The organism is Rhizobacter sp. P2_H3, from assembly GCF_056403355.1.
Genome location: NZ_JBFUFQ010000102.1, coordinates 1 through 20,343, shown reverse-complemented (window position 1 = coordinate 20,343; position 20,343 = coordinate 1). Strand labels below are relative to the sequence as shown.

The following is a 20,343-nucleotide window of genomic DNA, read 5'->3' as shown; positions in this document are numbered from 1 at the left end:
GCGCCGGCCTCGGCCTCGTCGATGCGCCGCATCAACCGCTTCAACCCCGCCTCGGCATCGGTCAGCGGCGGCGGCGGTTCGGCCATCGCCTGGCGCAGCGCACGCTGCCAGGCCAGGTCGGTGGAATCGTCATCGGCGTCATGCTTCTTCATCGTCGTACTCCTTGCGGCCCTCGCGGCCCGGGCGGCGCACCGGCGACACGCCGGCCAGCATCGGCAGCACCTGGCGCAGCTTCGCGCGGGCGTGGAACATGCGCGCCTTCACGGTGCTGAGCTCGCAGTCCATGATCTGCGCCACCTCGTCGAGCGAGTGGCCGGCGCCGTAGGCCAGCTCCATCGTCGCGCGCTGCTCGGCGTTGAGGCGGCGCATGCCCTTGGCGACCCAGTCGGCCAGCTCGTGGCGGGCGTGGGGGTCGTCGAGGGCATGCAGCTCGTGGGTTTGTTCATCCGCGGGCGCTTCGACCGGCTCCTCGCCGTGCTCGCGCAGCGTCTTCAGCGCGCAGCGCCAGGCGATGCCGAGGATCCAGGTCGACACCCGCGACTCGCCGCGGAACTCGCCGGCCTTCTGCCAGACGATCCAGAAGGTGTCGTTGATCACCTCCTCCACCACGTCGGCGCGGCGCGTCAGCCGGGCCAGGAAGCGGTCGAGGCGGCGGTGGTAGCCGTGATACAGCGCCGCCAGCGCCGCGCGCTCGCCGTCGGCGATGCGGCGCAGCAGCGCGGCCTCGTCCGCATCGTCCAGGCGGGCGGCGGCGGGGCGGGCGCGGATCAGCGAAAGCAGCGGCATACCGGTGTGTACGCGCGGGCGCCGCGAAAGTTGCAAGTATTTTTGGAAATCGGCTTCAGAAGCCGACCGTCAGGCTGCCGACCCAGCGCGAATCGGCCGCCGCGCCGAACCACTCGCGCGCCCGGTGGTCGGTCGCGACCCGCGACAGCTCGTACTGCACACGGCTGCCGATGCGCCCGCTCAGGCCGAGGTGGCCGTAGTCGTAACTGAAGGCGGCGCGGCGCTGCTGGTCCTGGTGGCCGAGCCCGGCCGTCAGTGCGAAAGAGGCCCCCGCCAACCGCCCCAGCGGCTGGCGCAGCACCAGGTCGGCGGCCCAGCCGCTGCGGTGGCCGTTCGGCGACGCGGCAGTCTGGCGCAGCGCGGTGACCGAGGCGACCACGCGGTCGCGCCACGCGAGCGTCGAGGCGAACTCGTCGCGGTCGAAGCTGCGCAGGTAGTCGTCGAACGGGTAGGCGTAGTGGCTGGCCGCGAGCTGCGCGCTCCAGTCGTCGTCGAGGCGGAACGCACGGCCGGCGCTGGCGTACAACTGGGTCGTCCAGCCTTGATCGGTGGAGGGCCGCAACGTGGCGACGCCGATGCCTGCGAGCCAGCCGTCGGCGCTGTCGACCGACACGCCGGCCTGCAGCACCGGCTTGGCATTGCCGAGCGCGACGCCCCGCACCAGCAGCGCCGAACTGGCGCCGACGGTGGCGTCGACCTCCTGGGCCCAGGCGCCGGACAGGGCCAGCGCCGCTGCGGCCGTCGCGACGGCGCGCAAGACCAACGGCGCACTCATGCGCCAATGGTCATATCACCGATCCATCGCGCAGAGCGTCACCCGCCATGCACGACACGGCATAGCCAAGCGACCGCCGCGGAACCGGCTTCGCCGGGCCGCTGGCGGTGCCCCCTTGAGGGGGAGGCGCCGAAGGCGCTTCGGGGGTGGGCAACTTCAAGCCTTCGGCAGCGGGATCGCCTTCAGCGTGCTGCCTTCGACCTCGAAGCGGCCGCCGACCGCGGGGGCGGTCTGCTGCGTGACGGTGCGGGTGGTGCCGTCGTCCATGCGCAGGCGCACCTGGTAGACGGTGGTGCTGCGGGCGCGCTTCTCGACCTCGTGGCCGGCCAGCCCGCCGCCGACGGCGCCGAGCACCGTCATCGCCTTCTTGCCGTTGCCGCCGCCCATCTGGTGGCCGACCACGCCGCCGAGCACGCCGCCGGCGACCGCGCCGATGCCGGTGCCTTCACCCTTGCGAGTCTCGGTCTTCACGCTCTCGACGGTGCCGCAGTTGGCGCAGATGTCGGCGGCCGCAGTGGTGGTGGCCGGTGCCGGTTTGGCGGCGTGGCTGGCCTTGCCCTTGGCCGATGCGGTGGCCGCCACCGGTGCGGCCGGCTCGACCGGCGCGGGCTTCGGCCCGCTGGTCAGTGCAGCCGCCAGCGCGCCGGCGCCGACCACACCCAGGCCACCGGCGACCCACCACGCCGTGCGGCGCGCTGCGGGCGCCGCGGCACCCGGCGTGGCCGAGGGGTCGAGGGCGAGGTTGGCAGAAGAAGAGCTGTCCATGGCAAATCCTGGTTCAAGAGAAAGGAAAAACGTTCACGAACGCGATCATCAACCCAGAAAGCCCAGATTTCGTTTCGAAAAGTTCGCGAGATTGGGAAAAACCATGTCGAGGTTGGCATCGCTGACGCCGAACCACTTGCCCAGCGTCGCGCCGACCTGGTCGACCGCGATGCCCGGCAGCAGGCTGCCCGAGCCCACTTCGTCATCGTGGTTGATGCCGACCAGCGGGAAGCGGCCGTAGACGTCGCCGCCCTTGACCGCGCCGCCGTGCACGAAGTGATGGCCGCCCCAGCCGTGGTCGGTGCCGTCGCCGTTGCTCGTGAAGGTGCGGCCGAAATCCGACGCGGTGAAGAGCGTCACCTGGTCGCGCACGCCCAGCGTGCCGAGCGTCGCATCGAAGTAGTTGATCGCGTGCGAGATGCGCGCGTACAGGTCGGCATGCGCGCGGTTCTGGTTGTCGTGCGTGTCGAAGCCGCCGATGCTGACGAAGAACACCTGCCGCTTGGTGCCCAGCGCGGTGCGCGCGCCGATGATGCGCGCCACCGTCTGCAGCTGCTGCGCGAGGCCGTTGTTGGCGTTGGCGCGCTGCGCCGGGTTGTAGTACTGCGTCGGCGCGGTGACGGTCGATGCGGTGAAGGCCGACTGGAACGCGGCCTGCGCGTCCATCGAGCGGCGCACGATCACCTGGTGTTCCTTGCCCAGCAGGTTCTGGTTGTCGGCGGTGATGATCGACTTGAAGGCCGTCGTCGCCGCGGCCGAGCCGAACAGCGAGCCGGTCAGCCCGCCGATCGCCGTCGCGCCGTTGTTGGTCACCTGGTACTGGAACACCGAGTTGCCGGCCATGTAGACCGCATTGCCCTGCACCGAGATGTTGGTGAAGGTCGAGCTGGTGTTGCTGCCGGCCAGCAGGTCGCCGAAGCGCCCGCCCCAGCCGACGCGCGCGCCTTCCGGGCCGAGCGCCTGCCACATCGACTGCTGGTCGTTGTGCGAGAACAGCTTGGCCGGGCGCGCCTTCGTGCCCTTCTGGTACTCCGCCTTGGTCAGCGGCGTCACCAGCGGGCCGGCGTTGGCGATGATGCCCAGGCGGCCCTGGTCGAACAAGGCCTTGGTCTCGGTCATGCTCGGGTGCAGCGCGAACTTGCGCGACGCGTTCTCCGGGTTCGCGAGGTTCTTCGACGCGATCGACAGCACGCCGCCGAGTGCGGCCGGCGAGGCCGCCGCGGCCGTGGCATCCACCGCGGTGCCGACCGGCTTCAGCGCGATCGGGTCGGGTGCGGTCGCGCGCAGCGTGCTGTAGGTCTGCCACGAGGCGTCGTCCCACGGCAGCACCATGTTGGCGGAGTCGTTGCCGCCGTACATGAACAGGCAGACGATGGCCTTGTAGTCGCTGGCGGTCTGCGCGACGGCCGCGCCCATCGTGGCCATGTTCAAGGCAAAGGGCAGGCCGGCCGAACCGACGGAGCCCGACAGGATGGTCGCGCGGCGCAGGAATTCGCGGCGGGAGGCTTGGTTGGAAGACATGTCGCGGTTCCTCACTTCTGGGTCAGGTAGTCAGACGAGGCCATCGTCAGGAATACCGCGATGGCCACGCGATCGCGCGTGGCGGCGTCGATGTCGGTCTGGTTGATGACCTTGCCCGCGGTGTCCTTGCGCACCGGCGGGATCATCCGGCCGTTGACGGCCGACAGCAGCTGCGTGCGCAGCGCGGCCGGCATCTGCCCCGACATCATCAGCAGGTTCAGGCGGTCCAGCAGCAGCTCCGGCTTGTCGGCCAGCGCCTGCTCGGCCGAGAAGTCGAGCTGCACGTCGCGCCCGGTGTTGATCGCGATCCAGCCGCGCAGGTAGTTCAGGTAGCCGGCCACCGACACCTCGTTGGCCAGCTGCAGCTCCGGCGCGACCAGGTCGGCCGCCTCGATGCTGGTGTTCGGCGGCGTGTAGCCCGGGCGGTAGAAGTTGAACACCGTCGGCGAGCGCATCGGGGTCTGGCCCAGCCGGCCGGCCGGGTCGTCGGTGTTGTCGATGCCCTGGAACTTGCCGGTGGTCGACTTCGCGTGGAAGGTGCGCAGCAGGTGGGCCAGCCGCATCACCGGCTCGCGCAGCTTGCCGTAGTCGTTGCGCGCCGTGTCGGCGCTGCGCGCCTCGGGGTCGAGCAGCACCGCGCGGAACACCGCGCCCAGGTCGCCGCGCACGCCGCTGCCGTTGTTGTTGAACGCCGCCGCCACGCGCTCGACGTAGGCCGGGCTCGGGTTGCTGGTCACCATGCGCTGGATGATCTGGCGGCCGAGGAAGGGGCCGACGTTCGGGTGGTTGAACAGCGTGTCCAGCACGACCTTGATGTCGCCCTCGACATCCGGCTTGTCGGTCGCGGCAATGGTTTTGCCGAGGAACTTCTTCTCGGTGGCCGAGTGGAAATCGGTGTTGCTCGCGTACTTGTTGTAGCCCTGCATCGGCTTCCAGTCGCGGTCGGCGTTGACGTCGCCGCCGAAGAAGCGGGTGCGCGTGCGGTCGGCGGTGTTGGGGCCGGCGTACCAGCTCAGGCCGGTGAACACCTTGGCGAGGCCGGCGATGTCGTCGTGCGTGTAGGTCTCGGGGTTGCCGCTCTTCACGGTGCCGTCGGGGTTCAGCTGGTACAGGCCGATCGAGAACAGCTGCATGATCTCGCGTGCATAGTTCTCGTCCGGCACGCGGCCGGTCTTCGCGTCTTCCTTCTGGTTGCGCAGGCTGGTCAGGTAGGCGCCCATCATCGGGTGCATCGTGATCGCCTCGAGCAGGTCGCGGTAGTTGCCGAACGCATGCTGGCCCAGCACGTCGTAGTAGTCGGCCACGCCGCGCGGCAGGTTGCTCAGCGTCGAATCGACGAACGACACCACGAAGATCTGCGACAGCACGTAGGCCGCGCGCTGGCGCAGCTGGTCGTCGCCGGTGATCGCCTGCGTCCAGTACGACTCCATGAAGTTGCTGGAGGTGACGTTGGTGCCGGCCGCTGCCGCGGCATTCATCGCCGCGGTCATGTAGTCGCGGTGCCGCTTCTGCGGCTTGGCCATCTGCTGCTCGAGCCAGCGCCGGTAGCCGACCTGTGCGAGCTGGTCGATGTCGGCCGCGGTCGGGCCGTAGGTGGCCTGGGTCAGGAAGCGGGCCGCGGCCTCCTTGGTCGGCGGCGGGCCGGCGTCGGCGGCGCTGTCTTCGTCGTTCTTGTTGCCGCCGCACGCGGCCAGCAGGCTGATCAACAGCGCACCGGCCCACAGGCGGGATGTCTTGCGGATGGCGAATGTCGATGGAAGCGATGTCACTTCAGTCCCCCTCGGTGCGGTGCGTACGACCTGATACGGGTCGATTGCGTGCAGGAGACATACCAGCGACATCGTCGGACACCGCCTACAGGGTGTCGGCTGGAAAAGCGCCCATCCTTGACAGATGGGCCGGGCTATCTGGCGTCGAGGTCTGTGCCGAGATGACGTGAACGGTCGGCGATGCGTTCGGATGCTTCGGATGTAACGCGGAGCAACAGCCGTTGCCGCGGCGTCGTCATCCCTCCGTCACAACAGCGCCGACAGCGAACGCTTGACCAGCGACGCATCCTGGCCGCTGCGCGCGGCCCAATCCTGCAGCTGGTCGTCGCCGATCTTGCCGACGTTGAAGTACGTCGCCTCGGGGTGCGCGAGGTAGAAGCCGCTGACGCTGGCGGCCGGTGTCATCGCGAGGCTCTCGGTGAGCGCCATGCCGATGTCGGCGCACTGCAGCACGCGGAACATCTCGGCCTTCACGGTGTGGTCCGGGCACGCGGGGTAGCCGGGCGCGGGGCGGATGCCGCGGTACTTCTCGGCGATCAGCTCGTCGTTGCGCAGCGCTTCATCGGCCGCATAGCCCCAGAACTCGGTGCGCACGCGCTGGTGCATGCGCTCGGCGAAGGCCTCGGCCAGGCGGTCGGCCAGGGCCTTGAACATGATCGCGCTGTAGTCGTCGAGGTCGTCGAGGAACTGCTTCTCCTTCTTCTCGGTGCCGATGCCGGAGGTCACCGCGAACAGGCCGATGTGGTCAGCCACGCCCGAGCCCTTCGGCGCGATGAAGTCGGCGAGGCAGCGGTTGGGGCGGCGCTTCTTTTGCCCGTTCTCGTCGATCACCGGCCGCTCTGTCTGCATGCGCAGCCCGTGCCACGTCATCAGCACCTCGCTGCGCGTCTCGTCGGTGTAGATCTCGATGTCGTCGTCGTTGACGGTGTTGGCCGGGTACAGCCCGATCACGCCGTTGGCCGTCAGCCAGCGGCCTTCGATCAGGCGCTTCAGCATGCGCTGGCCGTCGCTCAGCACGCGGCGCGCCGATTCGCCGACGACGTCGTCGGTGAGGATCGCGGGGTAGGGCCCGGCCAGGTCCCAGGTCTGGAAGAACGGGGCCCAGTCGATGCACTGCGCGATCTCGGCCAGGTCCTGGTTGCGGAACACGCGGCGGCCGGTGAACTTCGGTGCCGTCGGTGCGTAGCCGGCCCAGTCGATCGGCGTCTTGTTGGCACGCGCCTGCGCCAGCGTCACCAGCGGCGTGGCCTTCTTGTTCGCATGCTGCTCGCGCACGCGCAGGTAGTCGGCATTCAGCTCGGCGATGTAGGCGGCGGCCTTGTCGTCGCTCAGCAGGTCGCTGCAGACGCTGACCGAGCGGCTCGCGTCGGGCACGTAGACCACCGGCCCGTCGTAGTGCGGCGAGATCTTCACGGCCGTGTGCACGCGGCTGGTGGTGGCGCCGCCGATCAGCAGCGGGATCTTCTTGATGCGGAAGTGCTCGTCGCGCTGCATCTCGGCAGCGACGTACTGCATCTCCTCGAGGCTCGGCGTGATCAGGCCGGACAGCCCGATGATGTCGGCGCCCTCGACCTTGGCGCGCGCGAGGATGTCCTGGCAGGGCACCATCACGCCCATGTTGACGACCTCGAAGTTGTTGCACTGGAGCACGACGGTGACGATGTTCTTGCCGATGTCGTGCACGTCGCCCTTCACGGTGGCGATCACGATCTTGCCCTTGGCCTTCGCCTCGCCGCCGGCCTCGACCAGCAGCCGCTTCTCTTCCTCGATGTAGGGCAGCAGGTGGGCCACCGCCTGCTTCATCACGCGCGCGCTCTTGACCACCTGCGGCAGGAACATCTTGCCCTGGCCGAACAGGTCGCCGACGACGTTCATGCCGTCCATCAGCGGGCCTTCGATCACGTGCAGCGGGCGGCCGCCGCCGGCCTTGATCTGCTGGTACACCTCTTCGGTGTCTTCGGTGATGAAGTCGTTGATGCCGTGCACCAGCGCATGGCTCAGGCGCTCGCGCACCGGCTTGGCACGCCAGGCGAGCTTGGCGCTGTCGTCCTTGGCGGCGCCCTTGGCGGTCTCGGCGATCTCGATGAGCCGCTCACCGGCGTCGGGGCGGCGATTCAGCACCACGTCTTCGACGCGCTCGCGAAGCGTCGGCTCGAGGTCGTCGTACACGCCGACCATGCCGGCGTTGACGATGCCCATGTCCATGCCGGCCTGGATCGCGTGGTACAGGAACACGGTGTGGATGGCTTCCCGCACCGGCTCGTTGCCGCGGAAGCTGAAGCTCACGTTCGAGACGCCGCCCGACACCTTGGCGCCGGGCAGGTTCTGCTTGATCCAGCGCGTCGCGTTGATGAAGTCGACCGCGTAGTTGTCGTGCTCCTCGATGCCGGTCGCGATCGCGAAGATGTTCGGGTCGAAGATGATGTCTTCCGGCGGGAAGCCGACCTCGTCGACCAGCATCCGGTAGGCGCGCTCGCAGATCTCGACCTTGCGCTCGAAGGTGTCGGCCTGGCCCTTCTCGTCGAAGGCCATCACCACGGCCGCGGCGCCGTAGCGGCGCACCAGCTTCGCCTGGTGGATGAAGGGCTCGACGCCCTCCTTCATCGAGATCGAGTTGACGATGCCCTTGCCCTGGATGCACTTCAGGCCGGCCTCGATGACCTCCCACTTCGAGCTGTCGATCATGATCGGCACGCGCGCGATCTCGGGCTCGCTGGCGATCAGGTTCAGGAAGCGCACCATCGCCGCCTTGCTGTCGAGCATCGCCTCGTCCATGTTGATGTCGATCACCTGGGCGCCGTTCTCGACCTGCTGGCGCGCCACGCTGAGCGCCTGCTCGAATTCGCCGTTCAGGATCATCCGCGCGAAGGCCTTCGAGCCGGTGACGTTGGTGCGCTCGCCGATGTTGACGAACAGGCTGCCTTGCCCGATGAGCACCGGTTCCAGCCCGGACAGCTTCATCGGCGGAACGGGACGGGCGGTAGACGTCGGCGACGACAGAGAGGCGGAGGCGGTCATGGCGGGTCGGCTGGCACCGCCCCGGAGCTCACCCGGGGCGCATGCGGATTCATCATGCGAGGGGTGAGCGTGGTTGCAAGCTTCCAAGCCTGGCGGCAGCCCGATGGGCCGCCGTCGCAACGCTCCTTGGAGAGGCGCATTTTATGCGGCCAGGCCCCGTGAGCGGCTTGGTTACAACTCGGCAAGCCCCTGATGCGGTCGTGGTGCACGGAGCGTGTCCAATCCGGGATCCACGACTGGACTGCTTCTGCCGTGAACAACAACACACGATTCCTCGCTCTCTCCGTCGCGGTTGCCGCGCTGCTGGTTGCCTGCGGCGCGCCGCAGGTCAAGCCGCTGCCGGCGCCGGCGCCCTCGGTGCCCGGCTCCGCGCCGGGCCCGGTCTATGGCCAGGCGGCCTCCGGCGCGGCGCGCAGCTGGTCGCCGCAGATGGAGGCGGTCGAGCGGCAACTGGCCTCCAGCCTGAACGGCACGCCGATGGCGCTGGCGCGCACGACCGACGAGCGACTGTGGCTCACGCTGCCGGGCGATGTCGCGTTCGAGCCGAACCGCTCGGCGCTGAAGCCGGTCGCCACCGGGCTGCTGGACAAGGTGGCAGCGGTGCTGCGCAGCCAGCCGCAGCTGGAGCTGCGCATCGTCGGCCACACCGACAGCAAGGGCTCGGCGGCCGGCAACGATGCGCTGTCGCTGGACCGTGCGGCGAGTGCGCGCGACTGGCTGGTGGCGCGCGGCCTGTCGCCAGTGAAGATCGGCGTGGCCGGTCGCGGCTCGCGCGACCCGGTCGGCAGCAACGACGACGAGGCCGGCCGCGCGGCGAACCGGCGCGTCGAGATCCTGATCGGCGAACGGGCGGTGCGCTCAGGCAGCAAGTAGCCGGGCTACGCGGCCAGCAATCCTGAGAACAACGGATCGTGCCGCGAGCGCGGCCGGTACGCGCCGACCCGCTTCGCGATCTCGGCGATGTGCGCCGGCGTCGTGCCGCAGCACCCTCCGGCGATGTTCAGGAAGCCGGCGCGCGCGAACTCCTCGACCAGGCTGCCGGTGATCTCCGGCGTCTCGTCGAAGCCGGTGTCGCTCATCGGGTTCGGCAGGCCCGCATTCGGGTAGCAGCTGATGAAGGTGTCGCCGGCCACCTTGGCCAGCTCCTCGATGTACGGCCGCATCAGCGTCGCGCCGAGTGCGCAGTTCAGCCCGATCGCGATCGGCCTCGCGTGGCGCACGCTGTGCCAGAACGCGCTGACCGTCTGCCCCGACAGGATGCGCCCCGACGCGTCGGTCACCGTGCCTGAGATGATCACCGGCAGCCGCTCGCCGGTGTCTTCCATCAGCTCGTCGAGCGCGAAGATCGCCGCCTTCGCGTTCAGCGTGTCGAAGATCGTCTCCACCAGGAACAGGTCGCAGCCGCCTTCGAGCAGGCCCGCCGCCTGCTCGTAGTACGCGGCGCGCAGTTCGTCGAAGCTCACGTTGCGCGCGGCCGGGTCGTTGACGTCCGGGCTGATGCTCGCGGTGCGCGGCGTCGGGCCGAGCGCGCCGGCCACGAAGCGCGGCTTGTCGGGCGTGGCGTACTTGTCACAGGCCTCGCGTGCGAGCCGCGCGGCCACCACGTTCATCTCGCGCGCCACCTCGCCCAGGCCGTAGTCGTCCTGCGCGACGCTGGTCGCGCCGAAGGTGTTGGTCTCGATCAGGTCGGCGCCGGCCGCGAGGTACTGCTCATGGATCTCGCGGATCACGTCGGGCCGCGTGAACTGCAGCAGCTCGTTGTTGCCCTTCAGGTCCTTCGGATGGCTGGCGAAGCGCTCGCCGCGGTAGTCGGCCTCGCCGAGCTTGTAGCGCTGGATCATCGTGCCCATCGCACCATCGAGCACCACGATGCGTTGCGAGAGGATCTGCGGCAGGGCCGCGCCACGGGTGTAGACGGGGGCGTTCATTGCGCGATTGTAGGAAACCCTTGCAGCCCCGTCGCTCCAATGACAAGGGGACCCCAGTGACATTGTTGTCGCAGTGGCCCGGCCGGGGGGCCTCGGTCTACGGGAGCACCTTGGGACTGACGACGTTCAGCCACTCGCCGATTTCACTGGGGATCCGGCGTCGCGCGCCACTGCGAATGTCGAAAGCCTCGCGCTCGCCGATCTGGATCCGACACACCGTGAAGGCCTGCCGCTTGCCGCGGCTGTTGTCGGTGAAGACGGTCGCGTCGGCCACCGAGGCGGCGGCGCCGATCGCCCGCTGCGTGCGCGGAAACCGCTCGACGAGCTTGTCGACGTCGACGTTGTGGCCCCCCTCCGCGACTCGGGTCATCACCCGACCGATCGACAACCGGACGTTCGACAGCCCGACGAAGAACAGCAGCACGAAGTAACCGGCAGCCTGCATTTCACGGATGAGGTCGATCTTGGACGCGAACTTGCCGTTGGGCAACGCTTCCCAGTAGGAGAAGACCGTTTCCATCGCAAAGGGAACGCCGCGCGCCATCGCCTGGGCGACGAAGGCCTCGACACCCTTCTGAGCCACCTTCATCCAGCTCTCGTCGGTGTCGCGCAGTGCCTGGGCCCACTTGATCAAACGACCTTCATGATCGGCTTCGGGCAGGATGGACAACATCATCCGGTCGGCGTTGACCAGCGGGATCCGGAAGCTCGGCGAGAGGTGCCGCAGCCACATCGTCGATTTCCCCGAGCCGTTGTGACCCGCAAGGATCACCGCCAAGGGCTTCCCGGCGCGCCGCTGTTCACGGCGGACTTCATCGACGGCCTGCGCCAGCGACGTCATCGCTTGGTGCTCACCACCTTGAACTTCCCGTTGACGAACGTGCCCGTCGAGACTCTGCCATTCACCTCGCGGATCAGGCGGCTCGGGTCCAGCGGATCGGCACGGAAGAGCGGCGTTGATGGCGCCGTCTTGAATGCAATCCCCGGCTTCACCAGCTTCGGCATCGCTCGGGCCATGGCGGCCTGGCCGATGGTGACGTTGCGCCGCAGTTCGCCCGCCTTGGGCGAAGCCGCCTTCACGCTCACCTCACCGAAATGGATCGTCGCAACGCCTTCTCCCCTCAGGGCGGTGTTCACGATGACTTTGCCGATGTCCCGGCGAACGGTCTTGGCGGCGATCGGTGGCTTCTTGGCGGACATGGCAGTGTCGGTAGCTGCGCGGGTTGACTTGCGTCGTGCCGGCATTGTGCCCAATCCGCGACCGCGGTGTCCGCTTCCCTTCAATCAGAACGTGGCCGACGAAATGGTGTCGCTGAACAGCGAGGCCCGGAAGTCGATCGGCGCCGGCCCTTCGTCGTTCATCGCCCACAGCGCCAGTGCCTTGGCCGACATCGGCTTGGCGAACAGGAAGCCCTGCAGCTCGTTGCAGCCGAGCGAGCGCAGGATGTCCTGCTGCTCCGCGGTCTCGACGCCCTCGGCCACCACCTTCAGCCCGAGCGCCTGCGCCAGCTTGACGACCGCGTCGACGATCGCGCGCGCATCGGCGCTGCTCTCCAGGTCGAGCACGAAGCTGCGGTCGATCTTCAGCTCCTCCGACGGCAGCTTGCGCAGGTAGCTCAGGCTCGAATAGCCGGTGCCGAAGTCGTCGATCGACAGGTGCACGCCGATCGCCGACAGCTCCTCGAGGATCTGCAGGTTGGCGCGCGTGTCGTCCATCGCCGCCGATTCGGTGATCTCGCAGGTCAGCAGCGAGGGCTCGATGCGGTGCGCACGCAGCGCCCGCTCGATGCGCTTGGGCAGGTCGGGCTGGCGCAGCTGGTGCACCGACAGGTTGATCGCCACGCGCATGCGCAGGCCCTGCTCGCGCCACACGCGGATCTGCCGGCACGCGTCCTCGATCAGCCAGTTGCCGAGCGCGTTGATCAGCCCGAAGCGTTCGGCCAGCGGGATGAAGACGGCCGGGCTCACCATGCCGCGCTGCGGGTGGTGCCAGCGCATCAGCGCCTCGGCACCGGTGATCTGGCCGCTCGGCGCATGGATCTTGGGCTGGTAGTACAGCTCCAGCTCGCCGTGCTCGATCGCGCGGCGCAGGTCGTGCAGCAGCTCGACCTGGTCGCGTGCACCGGCCACCATGCGCGGCTCGAAGAAGCAGTGCGCCGCGCCGCCGGTGCGCTTGACGGAATTCATCGCCGCCGCCGCATGCGGCACCAGCTTCGACAGCGCGCCGTCGTCGGGGTACATCGCGATGCCGATCGAGCAGCTCAGCGGCACCTCGTGCCCGTCGAAGCGGCAGGGCTGGCTCAGCGCCGCCATCACGCGCGCCGCGAGCCGCCCGGCATCGTCCTTGTCGGGCGAGCCTTCGAGCAGCACCAGGAACTCGTCGCCGCCGGCCCGCGAGACCATGTCGCGCTCGCCGGCCAGGTGCATCATGCGCCCGGCCACCTCACGCAGCACCGAATCGCCGCTCGCCTGGCCGAAGGATTCGTTGATGGCCTTCAGGCCGTCGAGGTTGCAGAACAGCAGCGCGAGCCGGTGCCCGTGGCGGTCGGCGCGCAGCACGGCACGCTGCAGCCGCTCGTCGAACATCGCGCGGTTCGGCAGCCCGGTCAGCCGGTCGGTGTAGGCCGCCACCTGCAGCTCCTCGCGGGCGCGCCGCAGCATCGAGCGGAAACGCGCCTCCAGGATCGAGGTCAGCAGCAGCAGCACCAGCAGGATCGGCGCGCCGACGATGGCCAGCGCGGTGACGGTGGCCAGGCTCACTTCGTCGGCGGTCGGCGACAGCGCCAGCATCGGCACCTGCGCAGCCATCACGACCGACGCATTGCCGACGGCCATCGCCGTGCCCAGCACCAGCGCGACGATCGCGCGCCACTGGAAACCCACCGGCGCGACGCGCCGGCGCCAGGCCATCAGCCACAGCCCGCTGCCGCCGATCGCGCAGGCGGCCAGCCAGCCGGGCACCAGGATGCGCCACTCCCATTCGACCTGCGGCTGCAGGCGCAACGCGAGCAGCGCGACGAACGAGGTCGCGCACAGCGCGCTGCCGACCGTCAGCGCGGCGAGCAATCCGTCACGCACCTGCAGGCCGGCACGGCTGCCGAGCAGGCAGGCGAGCAGCGAGCCGGCATACGCCACTGCCAGCGAGCCGAGCACCACCCAGCCGCTGTAGCCCATCGGGAACGGCAGCGGCCCGGAGGCCATCACGATGAAATGCAACGCCCAGGTGCCGACGGCCAGCGCCAGCGCCGAGCCGGCCAGCGCGCGCAGCGAGGTCGCGCGGTGGTTCGACGCGACGCCGCGCGCCAGGTCGAGCGCGACGTACGCGGCAAAGACGGCCATGCCGAAGGAGGCCGCCCACAGGTCAGGCCGGAACCTCCAAGGAATGAATGCCTCGTCCATCGAACTCGCCGCTCCAGGTCGTTCGGTCGTTATCGGCCGGGACGACGCGGGCTTGAGGCGCCCGAAGACGATCGGCGGTCAGTGCATGAAGCCGATCCCGCGGCGTTGCCGCACCTCGGGTTTCACACGATGCTCCGACTCAAGCTGGGACAGGAATTCCGCGGGAGTGAACGCTTCCCCCAACACGTCGATCTGGCGCCGCACCGCGGCGAAGTCGCCGGGCGTGAGCAGGTCCAGCTGCGCCAGCCGGTCGCGTTGCTCGCCGTCGAGCAGCCCGGCATCGCCGCCCAACGCCTCGGCGATGAACATGCGCTCGCGCTGCGCGGCGGTCAGCGGCCGGAAGCGGATCTTGAACGTGAAGCGCCGCAGCGCCGCCTCGTCGAGCTCGTCGAACAGGTTGGTCGTGCAGATGAAGACGCCGGCGAAGCGCTCCATGCCCTGCAGCATCTCGTTGACCTCGCTGACCTCGTAGTTGCGCTCGGCCATGCGGCGGCTGCGCAGGAAGCTGTCGGCCTCGTCGAGCAGCAGCACCGCCTGCTCGGTCTGGGCGTCGTCGAACATGCGCGCCATGTTCTGCTCGGTCTCGCCGACGAACTTGCTGACGATGTCGGAGGCCTGGCGGATCATCAGCGGGCGCTGCAGCTGCTGCGCGATGTGCTCGGCCAGCGCCGTCTTGCCGGTGCCCGGCGGCCCGTGGAAGCACAGCGTGCCGTGGCCCTTGCGGCGCAGCGCCTCGATGATGCGGGGCAGCTCGAAGCGCGATTCGGTGTTGACGAGGCCCAGGTCGTAGGTGGTCACGACGTGGCGGGCCCCGCGGCCGTTCGTGCCGTTGCCGAGCGCCTTGTCGGCGTGGCCGAGCTGGCGCTCGATCAAGGCCTCGATCGCCGGGGCGCTCTCGTCCTCGGCGGCCAGCCGCGCGAACTTCACCGCGGTGCGCACCTGCGCCGGCGTCAGGCCGCGCCGCTCGGCCAGCCGCGCGGCGAAGCCTTCGGACACCGGCACGTCGACCAGCGCACGCGTCACCAGCGCCTCGCGCGCGCCGGGCGGCGGCGATTTCAGCTCGAGGTGGTACTGGAAGCGGCGGCGGAACGCCGGGTCGATCTGCTCGATGCGGTTGGTGACCCAGATCACCGGCACCGGGTTGGTCTCGAGGATCTGGTTGACCCAGGCCTTGCCGCTGACGCTGCCCGACACGACGCCGTCGCCGGTGTCCATGCGCGCCATCAACTGGGCCGCATCGGTGGAGATCGGCGGGAACACGTCCTCGACCTCGTCGAACAGCAGCGCCACCAGGTTGCCGCCCTTCAGGAACACCTGGCTGATCTGCAGCGAGCGGTAGCGGTCGCGGCCCGACAGCGAATTGCCGTCGCGGTCGGCGTACTCCACCTCGTAGAGTTCCAGCCCGGCGGCCTGCGCGGCCACCTTGGCAAGCTCGGTCTTGCCGGTGCCGGGCGGGCCGTACAGCAGCACGTTGACGCCCGGTGCCTTGCGCGCAACCGCATGGCGCAGCAGCGCGGTCAGCACGCGCTGGTCGTCGCCGACGTAATGGAAATCCCCCGGCGTCAGCTCGCTGCGCGCGGCCGGCCGGGTGAACACCGCCATCAGGTCCGAAGGGCCGGCGTAGTGGCGCATCAGCACCGGCGGCAGCTGCTCGCTGACCTTCATCAGGTCGGCCAGGTCGGTGATGTTGTGCTCGGAGATCAGGTTCTCGACCATGCCGATGCGCTCCAGGCGCGAACCGGCACGCAGCGCCTCGGCCACGTCCTGCTCGTTGACGCCGGCCACCGCGGCGATCGCGGCATAGGCCTCCTGCGCGTTCGACACCTTGAACTCGACCAGCAGCCCGCGCAGGTCGCGCTGGTAGCGGGCGAGCGTGCCGTACAGCAGCAGCGCGCGCTCGGCCGGGTTCAGCTGCAGCAGGCCGGCCAGCGCGTCGATGTTCTTCTGCACCAGCGTCGATTCCTTCTTCAGGCTGCGGTCGAGCCAGTCGGCGGTCGCGCCCAGCACCGCCAGCAGGTCCTTCGGTGCGTCCTTGATGTACTCGTCGACGTAGAAGAACAGCGTGCCCTCTTCATACGGGCCGCGCCATGCACCATGGCGGGCCATGAAGGCCTCGTCGGCCAGCGCCTCATGGCCGCGCCAGTGCTCGTTGCCCTTGCAGCGGTTCTTCAGGAAATCCCGCAGCCGCCCGAGCACGCTGGCCGGCCAGACCAGGTGGCGCCCGGTCAGCGACAGCAGGCTGTTCCAGTCGCGCCGCAGGTTGAAGCGCCCCGCATGCCGCACCGTGAGCGTCAGCACGAACTGCGAGCACATGCGGTCGAGCACCGGCGCCTCGGTCAGGCCGGGCGACAGCAGCATGCGTGCATCGAGCTGGCGGGTTGCCATGGATCCTCCTGCGGTGCGGGCCATCTTGGCGCAGCCCGCGCCGGGCGGCAAGCCCCATCGGCCGGGGGAGGAACCCGGCTTTACAAATCTGTCAGTGCAGGACGAGGGGCTGCTGCATGAGCGACGAGAACCGCTCGAGGTAGTCGTCCATCTCCTCCTCGCTCGGCGAGGTCTCGATCAGCGCCTCGACGCCCTGCTTGAAGCTCTCGGCCATCGCCCCTTCGATGAAGATCTCCTTGCGCGCGAACTTGTCGACGATCTCGTAGCCGCCGCGCATCAGCGATTCCTCGCGCACGGCGCTGGCACCCTGGGTGGTGTCGAACTGCACCACGACGAAGTTCTCGGAGTTATAGAGCATGTGCATGGAAAGCTCTCCTTCAAGGACAGTTGGTGGGGCGTTGACGGTTTTTCAAGTCGCGCCCCGGTGCCATCAGGAGGCGATCTGCATCTCTTGCAGGATCAGGTCGAGCACGTCGTTCGACCCGTCGCTGCTTTGCCGGTAGCGCACCGGCAGGAAATGGCGCGCCGGATCGAGCCAGACCTCGATGCGCGTGTCATGCGGCTTGCGCGGCTCGCGCGTGAAGCGCCAGGCGGGCGTCGCCTGGTCCTGCACATTGACGCTCTGCAGGCCTTGCGACACGAAGTGCCAGACCTCGCCCTCGCCCTTGGCCCCGGCCACGAAGAACGACAGACGCTCGCCGGCGGCCGGCGGCGCGCTGCGGGCGCTCAGCACCGCGCCGAGCTGGATCATCCAGCTGAGGCGATCCTGCGCGCCGGCCACCAGCGGGTACTCGGTGCTCGGGCCGGAGAACGTGATCTTGCCGGCCTCGCGCTGGAAGTTGGCCGCCTGCAGCGACTTGCCGCGGCGTTCGTCGGTGAAGCGCAGCGGCGCGATGCCCGCCTTGTCGACGCGCCCCTGGCTGGCCCAGGTGAAGACGCGGAAGCCGGCGACGCTGCCTTCGAGGCGCACCTGGTACTGGCCCTGGGCGTTCAGGTTCTGCCACTGCAGCTCGCTGCGGCCGCTGAAGCCGCTGCGGCGCAGGTCGAAACGCAGCACGGCCGACGGCGGCAGGCGGGTCGGGTAGACCGGTGCGACCTCGGCGTCGTCCGGTGCGGCGGCCGCCGGTGYCGACGCGGCGCGGGCGGCCGCCAGCAGCGTCGGCGTGTCGGTCGGTGTGTCAGATGGGCGGGGCCTGGGCTCGGTTCGCGCCGAAGCGTCCCGGCGCGGCACGGCCGGGGCCGGCGGCGGCGGCGTGACAACGGCGGCGGCCGCTGCCGCCTCGACCGAGCGCACCTGCATCGCCGACACCACCAGGTCGGAGCGCCCGGCCGATGCGCCGCCCGCGACGCCCTGCCAGGCGRCGGCGTGCATCAGCAGCACGAGGGACAGGGCGGTGAGGGGGGGCAGGATTCGCAAGGGGGCGGGGCGACGGGCAGTCAAGTTGGGGGATGGGAGGCAGATGGGGACCGATCAGGCATCGACAATACGGCAAACCTCATGCCCTTTCCCGGGCCTTTCCCCGATCCTACGGACACCCGATGAAACTCGCCACCTACAAGGACGGCTCGCGCGACGGCCAGCTGGTCGTCGTCTCGCGCGACCTGAGCACCGCCCACTACGCCACCGGCATCGCCACGCGCCTGCAGCAGGTGCTGGACGACTGGAACTTCCTGTCGCCGCAGCTCGAGGATCTTTACGTGACGCTGAACCACGGCAAGACCCGGCATGCCTTCCCGTTCGAGCCGAAGCAGTGCGCCGCGCCGCTGCCGCGCGCCTACCAGTGGGCCGACGGCTCGGCCTTCATCAACCACGTCGAGCTGGTGCGCAAGGCGCGCAACGCCGAGGTGCCGGAGAGCTTCTACACCGACCCGCTGATGTACCAGGGCGGCAGCGACGACTTCATCGGCGCCTGCGACGACATCGTCGTGCCGAGCGAGAAGATGGGCATCGATTTCGAGGCCGAGGTCGCGGTCGTCACCGGCGACGTGCCGATGGGCACCGCGCCGGAGCAGGCGCTGGAGGGCATCCGGCTGCTGATGCTGGCCAACGACGTGTCGCTGCGCCACCTGATTCCGGCCGAGCTGGCGAAGGGCTTCGGCTTCTTCCAGAGCAAGCCGGCGACCGCGTTCAGCCCGGTCGCGGTGACGCCCGACGAACTGGGCGCCGCCTGGAAGGGCGGGCGCGTGCACCTGCCGCTGCAGAGCACCTGGAACGGCAGGAAGGTCGGGCTGTGCGATGCCGGCGAGGAGATGACCTTCCACTTCGGCCAGCTGATCGCCCACATCTGCAAGACGCGCAACGTGCGCGCCGGCAGCATCGTCGGCAGCGGCACGGTCAGCAACAAGGACTGGTCGCGCGGCTACAGCTGCATCGCCGAGAAGCGCGCGATCGAGACCATCGAATCGGGCGAGCCGAAGACCGAGTTCATGCAGTTCGGCGACACGATCCGCATCGAGATGAAGGGGCTCGACGGGCATTCATTGTTCGGTGCGATCGACCAGCAGGTGCGGCAAGGCGGCGGCACGTCCGACGCGGCGGACTGACCTGGGGGAACTGACGCGATGGACATCCGCTCGCTCTGGGATTTCGACGACCCGGCGGCCTCGGAGGCCCTGTTCCGCCGCCTGCTCGCCGATGCGCAAGGTGACGACGCGCTGTCGCTGCGAACGCAGATCGCGCGCACGCACAGCCTGCGGCGCCAGTTCACCGAGGCCCATGCCGAACTCGATGCGATGCTGCAGGCGCTGGACGCGGCGGGCGCCGAACCGCGGGTACGCCACCTGCTGGAACGCGGCCGCACGCTGCGCTCAGCCGGCGAGCGCCAGCAGGCCAGGCCGCTGTTCGCGCAGGCGGTCGATCGGGCGCGCGACGCGCGGCTCGATGAGCTGTTGGTGGACGCGATGCACATGCTCGCGCTCGTCGAGCCGGACACGGCTGACCAGTTGGCCTGGAACGACCGCGCACTGGCCGTCGCGCTGGCATCGGACGAAGCCAACGCCCGCGCCTGGGAAGGCTCGCTGGCCAACAACATCGGGATGAGCCTGCACGGCGCCGGCCGTTTCGACGAGGCGCTGGCGAGCTTCCGGCAGGCGCTCGCGGCGCGCGAGCGTGACGGTCGCCCCTCGCAGGTGCGGATTGCGCAGTGGATGGTGGCGTGGACGCTGCGCGCGATGAAGCGCCACGCCGAGGCACTGGTCCTGCAGCAGCGGCTGGAGCGGGAGTGGGCTGCCGCGGGCGAGGTGGACGGCTGGGTCTATGCCGAGCTGGGCGAGAACCTCGCCGCACTCGGTCGCGAGCCAGAGGCGGGGCCGTGGTTCAGCCGCGCGATCGATGCGCTGGGGAACGACCTGCCGGATCCGGACACCCTGGCGCGGTGGCGCCGTGTGGTCGGTTGAGCGCCAATCCGGGACTCAATGGTCGTAGACGGTGTCCAGCGACCGGAACCCCTTGACCTCGATCGGGTTGCCCGACGGGTCGCGGAAGAACATCGTCCACTGCTCGCCGGGCTGGTTCTCGAAGCGCACGCCCGGTGGCAGCACGAAGTCGGTACCCGCGGCCTGCAGCCGCTGCGCGAGCGCCTGCCAGTCGGGCAGCTCCAGCACCACGCCCAGGTGCGGCATCGGCACCAGGTGCGCACCGACGCGGCCGGTGTCGGTGGTCGCGAACGGCTCGCCCCGATGCAGCGACAGCTGGTGCCCGAAGAAGTCGAAATCGACCCAGGTGTCGGTGCTGCGGCCCTCGCGGCAGCCGAGCACGCCGCCGTAGAAGCGGCGCGCGGCATCGAGGTCGGTGACGTGGAAGGCGAGGTGAAACAGGCTGCGCATGGTGTGGTGGATTCTCGCGCAGCTTGGCTACAGTCGCAGCCATGACGCCTTCCACCCTCGCCCTCGCGCGCCGGCTGCTTGCCGCCCTCCCGTTGCTGTGGTTCGCCGCCGGCGCGCCCGCGCAGGAGGCCGACCCGGCCTGCGCGCAGCAGGCCGCCGCGCAGCAGGCGCG

General features: G+C 69.4%; 17 protein-coding genes and 1 riboswitch. Of the genes, 3 read left to right on the top strand and 14 right to left on the bottom strand.

The features are described from left to right. Positions 1 to 138 precede the first annotated feature (138 nt). From AC1D1T_RS18500 to metH, 6 genes are all read right to left on the bottom strand, one after another. Positions 139 to 786 carry a sigma-70 family RNA polymerase sigma factor gene (locus tag AC1D1T_RS18500; RefSeq protein ID WP_477825450.1) on the bottom strand — a complete coding sequence of 216 codons (648 nt, stop codon included), beginning with the start codon at positions 784 to 786 and terminating at the stop codon, positions 139 to 141. Between the two features lie 55 nt (positions 787 to 841). Then, on the bottom strand, positions 842 to 1,561 hold the full coding sequence (locus AC1D1T_RS18495; protein ID WP_477825449.1) for a hypothetical protein: 720 nt from the start codon (positions 1,559 to 1,561) through the stop codon (positions 842 to 844). Positions 1,562 to 1,717: 156 nt separating this feature from the next. Further along, positions 1,718 to 2,326 carry a glycine zipper 2TM domain-containing protein gene (locus AC1D1T_RS18490; protein WP_465110414.1) on the bottom strand — a complete coding sequence of 203 codons (609 nt, stop codon included), beginning with the start codon at positions 2,324 to 2,326 and terminating at the stop codon, positions 1,718 to 1,720. Between the two features lie 48 nt (positions 2,327 to 2,374). Next, complete coding sequence (locus AC1D1T_RS18485) at positions 2,375 to 3,847, bottom strand: DUF1501 domain-containing protein (protein WP_465110413.1); 1,473 nt, start codon at positions 3,845 to 3,847, stop codon at positions 2,375 to 2,377. 11 nt (positions 3,848 to 3,858) lie between these two features. Then, entirely contained in the window at positions 3,859 to 5,616 is a 1,758-nt protein-coding gene (locus tag AC1D1T_RS18480; protein ID WP_047509758.1) for a DUF1800 domain-containing protein, read from the bottom strand. Between the two features lie 246 nt (positions 5,617 to 5,862). Further along, a complete protein-coding gene (gene metH / locus AC1D1T_RS18475) occupies positions 5,863 to 8,634 on the bottom strand; it encodes a methionine synthase (RefSeq protein ID WP_465110412.1) in 2,772 nt (923 codons plus the stop codon). A gap of 58 nt (positions 8,635 to 8,692) precedes the next feature. Next, positions 8,693 to 8,768: riboswitch (S-adenosyl-L-homocysteine riboswitch) on the bottom strand. Positions 8,769 to 8,886: 118 nt separating this feature from the next. Between metH and AC1D1T_RS18470 the strand changes: the two genes are divergently transcribed. Further along, positions 8,887 to 9,507: an OmpA family protein gene (locus AC1D1T_RS18470; RefSeq protein ID WP_047509754.1), complete on the top strand. Its 621-nt coding sequence runs from the start codon at positions 8,887 to 8,889 to the stop codon at positions 9,505 to 9,507. A gap of 5 nt (positions 9,508 to 9,512) precedes the next feature. Here the strand turns inward: AC1D1T_RS18470 and AC1D1T_RS18465 are convergent, their stop codons facing one another. From AC1D1T_RS18465 to AC1D1T_RS18435, 7 genes are all read right to left on the bottom strand, one after another. Then, the gene (locus AC1D1T_RS18465; RefSeq protein ID WP_477825447.1) at positions 9,513 to 10,562 is read right to left on the bottom strand and encodes a homocysteine S-methyltransferase family protein; all 1,050 of its coding nucleotides are present in this window, start codon (positions 10,560 to 10,562) and stop codon (positions 9,513 to 9,515) included. A gap of 97 nt (positions 10,563 to 10,659) precedes the next feature. Then, entirely contained in the window at positions 10,660 to 11,403 is a 744-nt protein-coding gene (locus AC1D1T_RS18460; protein ID WP_477825446.1) for a zeta toxin family protein, read from the bottom strand. Beyond that, on the bottom strand, positions 11,400 to 11,762 hold the full coding sequence (locus tag AC1D1T_RS18455; RefSeq protein ID WP_047509748.1) for a hypothetical protein: 363 nt from the start codon (positions 11,760 to 11,762) through the stop codon (positions 11,400 to 11,402). The genes AC1D1T_RS18460 and AC1D1T_RS18455 overlap by 4 nt, the downstream gene beginning before the upstream one ends. Before the next feature lie 84 nt (positions 11,763 to 11,846). Next, positions 11,847 to 13,901 (bottom strand): putative bifunctional diguanylate cyclase/phosphodiesterase, encoded by a 2,055-nt coding sequence (locus AC1D1T_RS18450; protein ID WP_477992279.1) that lies wholly within the window; start codon positions 13,899 to 13,901, stop codon positions 11,847 to 11,849. Positions 13,902 to 14,039: 138 nt separating this feature from the next. After that, entirely contained in the window at positions 14,040 to 16,346 is a 2,307-nt protein-coding gene (locus AC1D1T_RS18445) for an ATP-binding protein (RefSeq protein WP_477825254.1), read from the bottom strand. 91 nt (positions 16,347 to 16,437) lie between these two features. After that, entirely contained in the window at positions 16,438 to 16,710 is a 273-nt protein-coding gene (locus AC1D1T_RS18440; RefSeq protein ID WP_477825253.1) for a BTH_I0359 family protein, read from the bottom strand. A 66-nt stretch (positions 16,711 to 16,776) separates the two neighbouring features. Further along, positions 16,777 to 17,763, bottom strand: coding sequence for a DUF3108 domain-containing protein (locus AC1D1T_RS18435; RefSeq protein WP_477992278.1), 987 nt, complete (start codon positions 17,761 to 17,763; stop codon positions 16,777 to 16,779). Between the two features lie 122 nt (positions 17,764 to 17,885). On the opposite strand from AC1D1T_RS18435, the gene AC1D1T_RS18430 reads away from it, so the two are divergent. Both AC1D1T_RS18430 and AC1D1T_RS18425 read left to right on the top strand, forming a co-directional pair. Continuing rightward, on the top strand, positions 17,886 to 18,890 hold the full coding sequence (locus AC1D1T_RS18430; protein ID WP_477825251.1) for a fumarylacetoacetate hydrolase family protein: 1,005 nt from the start codon (positions 17,886 to 17,888) through the stop codon (positions 18,888 to 18,890). A gap of 18 nt (positions 18,891 to 18,908) precedes the next feature. Continuing rightward, entirely contained in the window at positions 18,909 to 19,742 is an 834-nt protein-coding gene (locus tag AC1D1T_RS18425) for a tetratricopeptide repeat protein (protein ID WP_465110404.1), read from the top strand. 15 nt (positions 19,743 to 19,757) lie between these two features. On the opposite strand, the gene AC1D1T_RS18420 is transcribed toward AC1D1T_RS18425, so the two are convergent. Further along, positions 19,758 to 20,171 (bottom strand): VOC family protein, encoded by a 414-nt coding sequence (locus AC1D1T_RS18420; protein ID WP_477825250.1) that lies wholly within the window; start codon positions 20,169 to 20,171, stop codon positions 19,758 to 19,760. Positions 20,172 to 20,343 lie beyond the last annotated feature (172 nt).

Coding starts and splice junctions, on each gene's coding strand:
- AC1D1T_RS18500 (WP_477825450.1), bottom strand. CDS start 786: ATGCCGCTGCTTTCGCTGATCCGCGCCCGCCCCGCCGCCGCCCGCCTG.
- AC1D1T_RS18495 (WP_477825449.1), bottom strand. CDS start 1,561: ATGAGTGCGCCGTTGGTCTTGCGCGCCGTCGCGACGGCCGCAGCGGCG.
- AC1D1T_RS18490 (WP_465110414.1), bottom strand. CDS start 2,326: ATGGACAGCTCTTCTTCTGCCAACCTCGCCCTCGACCCCTCGGCCACG.
- AC1D1T_RS18485 (WP_465110413.1), bottom strand. CDS start 3,847: ATGTCTTCCAACCAAGCCTCCCGCCGCGAATTCCTGCGCCGCGCGACC.
- metH (WP_465110412.1), bottom strand. CDS start 8,634: ATGACCGCCTCCGCCTCTCTGTCGTCGCCGACGTCTACCGCCCGTCCC.
- AC1D1T_RS18465 (WP_477825447.1), bottom strand. CDS start 10,562: ATGAACGCCCCCGTCTACACCCGTGGCGCGGCCCTGCCGCAGATCCTC.
- AC1D1T_RS18460 (WP_477825446.1), bottom strand. CDS start 11,403: ATGACGTCGCTGGCGCAGGCCGTCGATGAAGTCCGCCGTGAACAGCGG.
- AC1D1T_RS18455 (WP_047509748.1), bottom strand. CDS start 11,762: ATGTCCGCCAAGAAGCCACCGATCGCCGCCAAGACCGTTCGCCGGGAC.
- AC1D1T_RS18450 (WP_477992279.1), bottom strand. CDS start 13,901: ATGGCCGTCTTTGCCGCGTACGTCGCGCTCGACCTGGCGCGCGGCGTC.
- AC1D1T_RS18445 (WP_477825254.1), bottom strand. CDS start 16,346: ATGGCAACCCGCCAGCTCGATGCACGCATGCTGCTGTCGCCCGGCCTG.
- AC1D1T_RS18440 (WP_477825253.1), bottom strand. CDS start 16,710: ATGCACATGCTCTATAACTCCGAGAACTTCGTCGTGGTGCAGTTCGAC.
- AC1D1T_RS18430 (WP_477825251.1), top strand. CDS start 17,886: ATGAAACTCGCCACCTACAAGGACGGCTCGCGCGACGGCCAGCTGGTC.
- AC1D1T_RS18425 (WP_465110404.1), top strand. CDS start 18,909: ATGGACATCCGCTCGCTCTGGGATTTCGACGACCCGGCGGCCTCGGAG.
- AC1D1T_RS18420 (WP_477825250.1), bottom strand. CDS start 20,171: ATGCGCAGCCTGTTTCACCTCGCCTTCCACGTCACCGACCTCGATGCC.